The following is a 6,886-nucleotide window of genomic DNA, read 5'->3' on the forward strand; positions in this document are numbered from 1 at the left end:
GAAGCCGCCAAGAACCTGCTGCGCGCCGTGATCGACAACGGCCGCTTGCCGGTGCTGCCGGAAATCGCCGCGCAGTTCCATGCGCTGGCCAACGCCCGCTCCGGCGTGTCCGACGCCACGGTCTACAGCGCGTTCCCGATCGGGACCATGCAGCTGGCCGACGTGGTCGCGGCGCTGGAGAAGCGCTTTGCGCGCAAGCTCAACGCGAGCGTGGTGGTCGAGCCCGAGCTGATCGGCGGCATCCGCGTGGTGGTCGGCGACGAAGTGCTCGACACCTCGGTCAAGGCGCGTCTTGAACAAATGAAAGCGGCACTCACGGCGTAAAGCTTGGAGCACCGCGTTGATCCATCCTGCTTGTGCCCCAAGCCCTGCAGACCGGAGATAAGCAATGCAACTCAATCCCGCAGAAATTTCCGAACTGATCAAGAGCCGCATCGAGGGTCTTGGCGCATCGGCTGACATTCGCAACCAGGGCAGCGTCGTCTCGGTGACCGACGGCATCTGCCGCATCCACGGCCTGTCCGACGCGATGCAGGGCGAAATGCTCGAATTCCCGGCCGCACCCGACGGCTCGCCGACCTTCGGCCTGGCGCTGAACCTCGAGCGCGACTCGGTCGGCTCGGTGATCCTGGGCGAGTACGAGCACATCTCCGAAGGCGACACGGTCAAGTGCACCGGCCGCATTCTCGAAGTGCCGGTCGGCCCGGAACTGGTCGGCCGCGTCGTCAACGCGCTGGGCCAGCCGATCGACGGCAAGGGCCCGATCAACGCCAAGATGACCGACGTGATCGAGAAGGTCGCTCCGGGCGTGATCGCGCGCAAGTCGGTGGACCAGCCGGTGCAGACCGGCTTGAAGTCGATCGACTCGATGGTGCCGATCGGCCGTGGCCAGCGTGAGCTGATCATCGGCGACCGCCAGACCGGCAAGACGGCGGTGGCGATCGACGCGATCATCAACCAGAAGGGTCAGAACATGACCTGCATCTACGTCGCGATCGGCCAGAAGGCCTCGTCGATCAAGAACGTGGTGCGCTCGCTCGAACAGGCCGGCGCGATGGACTACACCATCGTCGTCGCCGCCTCGGCCTCGGAATCGGCCGCGATGCAGTACGTCTCGGCCTACTCGGGCTGCACGATGGGCGAATACTTCCGCGACCGCGGCCAGGACGCGCTGATCGTCTACGACGACCTGTCCAAGCAAGCGGTGGCCTACCGCCAAGTCTCGCTGCTGCTGCGCCGCCCGCCGGGCCGCGAAGCCTTCCCCGGCGACGTGTTCTATCTCCACAGCCGCCTGCTGGAGCGTGCCGCCCGTGTGAACGCCGAGTATGTCGAGGCCTTCACCAAGGGTGAGGTCAAGGGCAAGACCGGCTCGCTGACCGCGCTGCCGATCATCGAAACGCAAGCCGGCGACGTGTCGGCGTTCGTTCCGACCAACGTGATCTCGATCACCGACGGCCAGATCTTCCTGGAAACCAACCTGTTCAACGCTGGCATCCGCCCCGCCATCAACGCCGGTATCTCGGTGTCGCGCGTCGGTGGTGCCGCCCAGACCAAGCTGATCAAGTCGCTGTCCGGCGGTATCCGGACCGACCTCGCGCAGTACCGCGAGCTGGCCGCCTTCGCGCAGTTCGCTTCCGACCTGGACGAAGCCACCCGCAAGCAGCTGGACCGCGGTGCCCGCGTGACCGAGCTGTTGAAGCAGGCCCAGTATTCGCCGCTGCCGATCAGCCTGATGGCCGCCACGCTGTACGCGGTGAACAAGGGCTTCGTCGACTCGATCGACACCAAGAAGGTCCTGGCCTTCGAGCACGGCCTGCACCAGCACCTGCGCTCCAGCCACGCCGCGCTGCTGGCCAAGCTGGAAGCCGACAAGGCGATGGACAAGGCCGCCGAGGAAGAGCTGTCGGCCGCGATCACGGCGTTCAAGAAGTCCTTCGCCTGACAACCGCCCGGACAGCCCTAACCTAGGAGAACCGTCATGGCGGTCGGCAAGGAAATACGCGGCAAGATCAAATCGGTGGAGAACACCAAGAAGATCACCAAGGCCATGGAGATGGTCGCCGCGTCGAAGATGCGCAAGGCGCAGGAGCGCATGCGTTCCGCGCGCCCGTACAGCGACAAGATCCGCAACATCGCGGCCAACCTGTCGCAGGCCAACCCGGAGTACCACTCGCCGTTCATGCGCACGGGCGGCACCAGCGGTACCTCGGGCTTCATCGTCGTCACGACAGACAAGGGTCTGTGCGGCGGCCTGAACACCAACATCCTGCGCGCCGTCACGAACAAGATGCGTGACGTGCAGGGCAAGGGCGGCCAGGTGCAGGCGGTGGCGATCGGCGGCAAGGGCAACGGCTTCCTGAACCGCATCGGCGCGCGCGTCGTGTCGCATGCGATCGGCCTGGGCGACGCACCGCAGGTCGAGAAGCTGATCGGCCCGGTCAAGGTGATGCTCGATGCCTTCGTCGAGGGCAAGGTGGACGCGGTCCACCTGTGCTACACGAAGTTCATCAACACGATGAAGCAGGAGCCGGTGGTCGAGCAGTTGCTGCCGCTGGCGGCCGGCTCGCTCACCCAGACCCCGGCCGAGAAGTCCGCCTACGGCTGGGACTACATCTACGAGCCGGATGCGGCCACCGTCATCGACGAGCTGCTGACCCGCTACATCGAGGCGCTGGTGTACCAGGCGGTCGCCGAAAACATGGCGTCCGAGCAGTCGGCGCGCATGGTGGCGATGAAGGCCGCGACCGACAACGCCGGCACCCTCATCGGTGAGCTCAAGCTCATCTACAACAAGACGCGCCAGGCGGCGATCACCAAAGAGCTTTCCGAGATCGTCGGCGGTGCGGCCGCGATCGGCGGATGAAGACGGCGGCTGAAGCCCGACCAGCGAACGAATCGAATACAGATTGAAGGACCTGAAAATGACTCAAGCCCAAGGCAAGATCGTTCAGTGCATCGGCGCGGTCGTCGACGTGGAGTTCCCGCGCGACCAGATGCCCAAGGTGTACGACGCCCTGAAGATGGAAGGCTCGGCGCTGACGCTGGAAGTGCAGCAGCAGCTCGGCGACGGCATCGTGCGCACCATCGCGCTGGGTTCGTCCGACGGCCTGCGCCGCGGCGTGACGGTGGTCAACACCGGCAAGGCGATCACGGTGCCGGTCGGCAAGGCGACGCTCGGCCGCATCATGGACGTGCTGGGCAACCCGATCGACGAGCGTGGTCCCGTCTCGCACGAGCTGACCGCCTCGATCCACCGCAAGGCGCCGACCTACGACGAGCTGTCGCCGTCGCAGGAACTGCTCGAAACCGGCATCAAGGTGATCGACCTGATCTGCCCGTTCGCCAAGGGTGGCAAGGTGGGCCTGTTCGGCGGCGCCGGCGTCGGCAAGACCGTGAACATGATGGAGCTCATCAACAACATCGCCAAGGCCCACTCGGGTCTGTCGGTGTTCGCCGGCGTGGGCGAGCGCACCCGCGAGGGCAACGACTTCTATCACGAGATGTCGGACTCGAAGGTGGTGGTGCAGGAGGACCTGTCGCAGTCGAAGGTCGCCATGGTCTACGGCCAGATGAACGAGCCGCCGGGCAACCGTCTGCGCGTCGCGCTGACCGGCCTGACGATCGCCGAGTCGTTCCGCGACGAAGGCCGCGACGTGCTGTTCTTCGTCGACAACATCTACCGCTACACGCTGGCCGGCACCGAAGTGTCCGCGCTGCTGGGCCGCATGCCATCCGCGGTGGGCTACCAGCCGACGCTGGCCGAGGAAATGGGCCGCCTGCAGGAGCGCATCACCTCGACCAAGGTCGGCTCGATCACCTCGATCCAGGCCGTGTACGTGCCGGCGGATGACCTGACCGACCCGTCGCCCGCGACCACCTTCGCCCACCTGGACGCCACGGTGGTGCTGTCGCGTGACATCGCCGCGCTGGGCATCTACCCCGCGGTGGACCCGCTGGACTCGACCTCGCGCCAGATCGACCCGAACGTGGTCGGCGAAGAGCACTACTCGACCACCCGCGCCGTCCAGGCCACGCTGCAGCGCTACAAGGAACTGCGCGACATCATCGCGATCCTGGGCATGGACGAGCTGAGCCCGGAAGACAAGCTGGCCGTGGCCCGCGCCCGTAAGATCCAGCGCTTCCTGTCGCAGCCCTTCCACGTCGCCGAGGTGTTCACCGGCACGCCGGGCAAGTACGTGCCGCTGAAGGAAACGATCCGCGGCTTCAAGATGATCGTCGCCGGCGAGTGCGACCATTTGCCCGAGCAGGCCTTCTACATGGTCGGCACCATCGACGAGGCCTTCGAAAAGGCGAAGAAGATTCAGTAAGCGGCGCATTCGGGCGTCATGCGTCGTTGCGCTCCTCACCGTACGGGTGTACGGCTGCGGGGCGCGCCTGGCCTGACACCCGACTGCTTGCTTTCTGAACCTTTTTCAAAGTAGGAAACGAACATGGCAAACACGATTCACGTCGACGTGGTCAGTGCTGAAGAGAGCATCTTCAGCGGCGAGGCCAAGTTCGTCGCGCTGCCGGGCGAGAACGGCGAGCTCGGCATCCTGCCGCGCCACACGCCGCTGATCACCCGCATCAAGCCGGGCGCGGTGCGCATCGAGCGGGCCGACAACGGCGAGGAGGAGTTCGTCTTCGTCGCCGGCGGCATCCTCGAGGTGCAACCGAACTGCGTCACCGTGCTGGCCGACACCGCGATCCGCGGCCATGACCTCGACGAGGCCAAGGCCAACGAGGCGAAGAAGCTGGCCGAAGAGGCGCTCAAGAACGCCAAGAGCGAGATCGACATCGCCCGCGCGCAAAGCGAATTCGCCGTGATGGCGGCCCAGCTGGCGGCGATCCAGAAGCTGCGCAAGACGCGCTGAAGACCGATCGAAGGCGCCGCAGCCTTCTCGACCAACCCGCCCGGTGGCCTGCCCGCCCGGCGGGTTTTTCTTCGCCTGCGCGACGCGCCACAATCGCCGCACTCCCGGAAGCGAGGCAGCGCATGGCCAACAAGGGCAAGCAGGCGAAGGCGAGCAGGAAGCACGGCGGCGAGGCGATGGACAAGGAGGCCTACGCCGAGCACCTGAGCGCGCTCGAGCTCGAGCTGAACAACATGGCGCGCTGGTTGCAGGCCAGTGGCCGGCGCATCGTCGTCGTGGTCGAAGGGCGCGATACGGCCGGCAAGGGCGGCGTGATCGCGGCCATCACCGCCACGCTCAGCCCGCGCCAGGTGCACGCGGTGGCCTTGGCCAAGCCGACCGAGCGCGAGCGCGCGCAGTGGTACTTCCAGCGCTACGTGCCGCACCTGCCGGCCGCCGGCGAAATGGTGCTGTTCGACCGCAGTTGGTACAACCGCGCCGGCGTCGAGCGGGTGATGGGCTACTGCACCGAGGCCGAGGCCAAGGCCTTCCTGAAGCAGGCGCCGGTGTTCGAGAAGCTGCTCGTCGACGACGGCATCCTGCTGTTCAAGTACTGGTTGACGGTCGACCAGAAGCAGCAGGAAGCCCGCTTCGCCGAGCGCCTGGATGACCCGCTCAAGCGCTGGAAACTGTCGCCGGTCGATATGCAGGCCCGCGCGCACTATGCCGACTATGGGCGCGCCCGCGACACGATGCTGGCCGCCACCCACACCCGGCATGCGCCGTGGACGCTGGTCGACTTCAACGACCAGCGCCGCGGCCGGCTGACGCTGATCCGCCACCTGCTGGACCACCTGCCCGACACGGCGGTGGCGCCGGCGCCGATCGAGTTCCCCCCGCTGGGGCATGCGCCGCTGCGCGAGCGTTTCGATGGCCCCCTGTCACCACTGAAGCCCTGGCCCCGGCGGTGAAGCGGCCGCCTCAGCGGGCCGCCAGCCAGCCGTCGAGCAAGCTCAGCGCCTGTGCCTGCTCGCGCTCGCGCCGCCCGGCATCCAGGCTGAAGGCGCCGGGGGCCACCACGGCCAGCCACAAGGCCTGCAGCCGCAGCCGCTGCCCGGGCGCCAACAACGGGTCGAACAGACGAGGATCGAGCGCCTCGTGCAGCGGCGAGCCCGCCAGCGGGTGACCCTGCGCGACCCGTACCTGGTCACGCAGCCACTCGTCACGCTCGGTCGGTGGCCAGAGCTCCAGCAGGCGCAGGAACCAGCTGAACCGCTCGGCGAGCTCGCCCGCGCGCAGACCCAGCCGCAACGGCTCGTCGTTGTGCATCAGGGCCTGGGCGGCGCGCCGCAGCGGCGCGGGCGGCGGCGGGTGGATGGTGTCTTCGCCCGCACCGGCCTGCGAGCGCGCGGCAGCCAGGTAATCGAGCAGCGCCTGGCCCGGGGGCGGCGCGGGCGGCATCGGCGCCGGGCTCGGCCGATGCCGCTGCAGGCGGCGATGCGCGCGGGTTTGCAGGTTCATCGCGCACCTGAGGCGAAGGCGGGGTCGATCGGCTGCGGCGGCAGGGCGCGATGCATGGTGCTTTGTAGGCGCAGCCCCCCTCGATCGGGAGCCCCCGAACTAGGGAAGCGGCGGGTCCTAGGGGGATGCCGTTGACAGACGCCGGCCGCCGCCGATGCTCAAAGCAAGTGCGGTCGATCGGGCAGTTCGTTCGCGTTGGCGGCCCCCGGCGCGAGCGGGAACTGGCTGCGCAGCAGCGTGTCGACCTCGTCGACCGCGTCGCGCAGGCCGTCCTCGAACTGCCCCGCGTGCAGGGCGTGGCTCAGCCGGGCGACGATCGCGCGCCAGGTTGCTTCGTCCGCCACGCGGGCCAGGCCGCGGTCAGCGACCAGCTCGATCGCATGTTCGGCCAGCAGCAGGTAGATCAGCACACCGTTGTTGGCCTCGGTGTCCCAGACGCGCAGCTTGCCGAACACCGCCACGGCGCGCTCGCGCGCCGTGGCGCCGCGCCACAGGTACGACAGCGGCAGCCC

General features: G+C 67.6%; 8 protein-coding genes. 6 read left to right on the top strand and 2 right to left on the bottom strand.

The window, feature by feature from the left end; genetic code table 11:
- The 6 genes from atpH to ppk2 all read left to right on the top strand — a co-directional run.
- On the top strand, positions 1-324 hold a 324-nt coding region (gene atpH / locus VJ693_RS10180), incomplete at its 5' end, for an ATP synthase F1 subunit delta (RefSeq protein WP_324153807.1).
- 64 nt (positions 325-388) lie between these two features.
- On the top strand, positions 389-1,942 hold the full coding sequence (atpA, locus tag VJ693_RS10185) for a F0F1 ATP synthase subunit alpha (RefSeq protein ID WP_324153808.1): 1,554 nt from the start codon (positions 389-391) through the stop codon (positions 1,940-1,942).
- Positions 1,943-1,978: 36 nt separating this feature from the next.
- The gene (gene atpG / locus VJ693_RS10190; protein WP_324153810.1) at positions 1,979-2,863 is read left to right on the top strand and encodes a F0F1 ATP synthase subunit gamma; all 885 of its coding nucleotides are present in this window, start codon (positions 1,979-1,981) and stop codon (positions 2,861-2,863) included.
- A 58-nt stretch (positions 2,864-2,921) separates the two neighbouring features.
- Positions 2,922-4,328: a F0F1 ATP synthase subunit beta gene (gene atpD / locus VJ693_RS10195; RefSeq protein ID WP_324153812.1), complete on the top strand. Its 1,407-nt coding sequence runs from the start codon at positions 2,922-2,924 to the stop codon at positions 4,326-4,328.
- A gap of 123 nt (positions 4,329-4,451) precedes the next feature.
- Positions 4,452-4,874 carry a F0F1 ATP synthase subunit epsilon gene (locus VJ693_RS10200; RefSeq protein WP_324153814.1) on the top strand — a complete coding sequence of 141 codons (423 nt, stop codon included), beginning with the start codon at positions 4,452-4,454 and terminating at the stop codon, positions 4,872-4,874.
- A 122-nt stretch (positions 4,875-4,996) separates the two neighbouring features.
- A complete protein-coding gene (gene ppk2 / locus VJ693_RS10205) occupies positions 4,997-5,824 on the top strand; it encodes a polyphosphate kinase 2 (protein ID WP_324153815.1) in 828 nt (275 codons plus the stop codon).
- A 10-nt stretch (positions 5,825-5,834) separates the two neighbouring features.
- On the opposite strand, the gene VJ693_RS10210 is transcribed toward ppk2, so the two are convergent.
- Both VJ693_RS10210 and VJ693_RS10215 read right to left on the bottom strand, forming a co-directional pair.
- Positions 5,835-6,374: a hypothetical protein gene (locus tag VJ693_RS10210; RefSeq protein WP_324153817.1), complete on the bottom strand. Its 540-nt coding sequence runs from the start codon at positions 6,372-6,374 to the stop codon at positions 5,835-5,837.
- A gap of 158 nt (positions 6,375-6,532) precedes the next feature.
- Positions 6,533-6,886 (bottom strand): TPM domain-containing protein (locus tag VJ693_RS10215; protein ID WP_324153819.1); only part of this gene is annotated, 354 nt, incomplete at its 5' end.

Origin of the sequence: Ideonella sp. (genome assembly GCF_035254525.1) — a bacterium.
GTDB lineage: Bacteria > Pseudomonadota > Gammaproteobacteria > Burkholderiales > Burkholderiaceae_C > Ideonella.

Excerpts from the sequence above, each read along its gene's own strand:
- atpG (WP_324153810.1), top strand. The coding sequence starts at position 1,979 with ATGGCGGTCGGCAAGGAAATACGCGGCAAGATCAAATCGGTGGAGAAC.
- atpA (WP_324153808.1), top strand. The coding sequence starts at position 389 with ATGCAACTCAATCCCGCAGAAATTTCCGAACTGATCAAGAGCCGCATC.
- VJ693_RS10210 (WP_324153817.1), bottom strand. The coding sequence starts at position 6,374 with ATGAACCTGCAAACCCGCGCGCATCGCCGCCTGCAGCGGCATCGGCCG.
- VJ693_RS10200 (WP_324153814.1), top strand. The coding sequence starts at position 4,452 with ATGGCAAACACGATTCACGTCGACGTGGTCAGTGCTGAAGAGAGCATC.
- ppk2 (WP_324153815.1), top strand. The coding sequence starts at position 4,997 with ATGGCCAACAAGGGCAAGCAGGCGAAGGCGAGCAGGAAGCACGGCGGC.
- atpD (WP_324153812.1), top strand. The coding sequence starts at position 2,922 with ATGACTCAAGCCCAAGGCAAGATCGTTCAGTGCATCGGCGCGGTCGTC.